Origin of the sequence: Burkholderia sp. ABCPW 14 (assembly GCF_001523835.1) — a bacterium.
GTDB lineage: Bacteria > Pseudomonadota > Gammaproteobacteria > Burkholderiales > Burkholderiaceae > Burkholderia > Burkholderia mayonis.
In genome coordinates, this window is the sequence record NZ_LOVS01000063.1 from 1 (window position 1) to 1414 (window position 1414).

The window sequence follows — 1414 nt, forward strand, 5'->3', positions numbered from 1 at the left end:
GTGTCACGGCGCTGCGACCGACGCGCATCCTTCGCATGCCTGATCGATCGACTCCCGCAACGCCTGTTCACTTCCCCCCGTCATTCGCCCGAATCACCGCCTCGGCGGCCGCATCGGCATCGCCCGCATAGCCGTCGTGCACCCGCGTGCGCAGCCCCGGCAGCGGCGCTTCGCCGTCGAGCAGGTGGCCGCCGCGTTCCTTCGTCTGAACCGTCGCCCGCATCGACAGCCCCACCCGCAGCGGATGCGCCATCAATTCCGACGGCTCCAGCGAGATCACCACCGGCACCCGCTGCACCACCTTGATCCAGTTCCCCGCCGCGTTCTGCGACGGCAGCATCGAGAACGCGCTCCCCGTCCCCGCCGAGAAGCCCTCCACCCGCCCCCGGTACGTCACCCGCGAGCCGTACAGATCCGACTCCAGCCGCACCGGCTGGCCAACCCGCATGTGGCGGATCTGCCCTTCCTTGAAGTTCGCCTCCACCCACACCTGCCGCAGTTGCACCACCGACATCAGCGGCACGCCCGGCCCCACCTGCTGGCCGATCTGCACCGACCGCTGACCCACCGTGCCGTCCACCGGCGATACGATCGTCGTCCGCTTCAGATTCCGGTACGCGAGCCTGAACTGCGCGGCCGCCTGCTGCACCGACGGGTTCTGCTCCACCGGCCGCTCGCTGCCCAGCGCGCGCGCCGCGTCCCGCTGCGCCTGCGCGCCCGCCAGCGCCGCCTGCGCGTTCGCCAGGTTCGACTTCGACCGCGCCAGCTCCTCCGGCGCCACCACCTCCACCGACGCCCCCGTGCGCGCCCGATACGCCTGCTGCGCAAGCTTCAGGTCCGCCTCGCGCGCCTTCACCGTCTCCTCGTACATCCCCATCGAGATCCGCGTGTTCGCGACCTGCCGCACCGCCTGCGCGAGCTGCGCCTGCGCCTGCGCGAACGCTGCCGACGCGTCCGCGTCGTCCAGCTTCGCCAGCACCTGCCCCGCCTTCACCTGCTGCGTGTCGGTCACCAGGATGTCGGTCACCGTTCCCTGGATCTGCGCGGCGATCTGCACGATGTTGCCGGCGACGTACGCGTCGTCGGTCTCCTCGCTGTAGCGGCTGACGAGGAACCAGTAGAGCCCCGCCGCCAGCGTCAGGATCGCCAGCAGTCCGAAGAACAGCGTGAAGCGGCGGCGGCGCGTCGCGCGGCGCGCGGCCAGGAGCGCGGCCGGGAGCGCGGCGTCTTCGGGGCGCGCGGGCGAGCCGTCCGTGGCCGGATGCTTCGCGCGCGAGCCGTCGGCGCTCGCCGTGTCGTTTGGCGTCTTCGCGCGCAGCGTGTCGGTGGCGGTGTCGTTCAAGGTCTTGGCGTGCGTCGGTGGCGTGGCGCCATGGGGCGGCGGCTCGGCGTGCTCAGCGTGCTCAGCGTGCTC

At 71.9% G+C, this 1414-nt stretch carries 1 protein-coding gene; it reads right to left on the minus strand.

The window, feature by feature from the left end; all coding sequences use genetic code 11:
* Positions 1-67 precede the first annotated feature (67 nt).
* A partial coding sequence (locus WS62_RS08870; RefSeq protein ID WP_066570246.1) for an HlyD family efflux transporter periplasmic adaptor subunit occupies positions 68-1414 on the minus strand: 1347 nt, incomplete at its 5' end.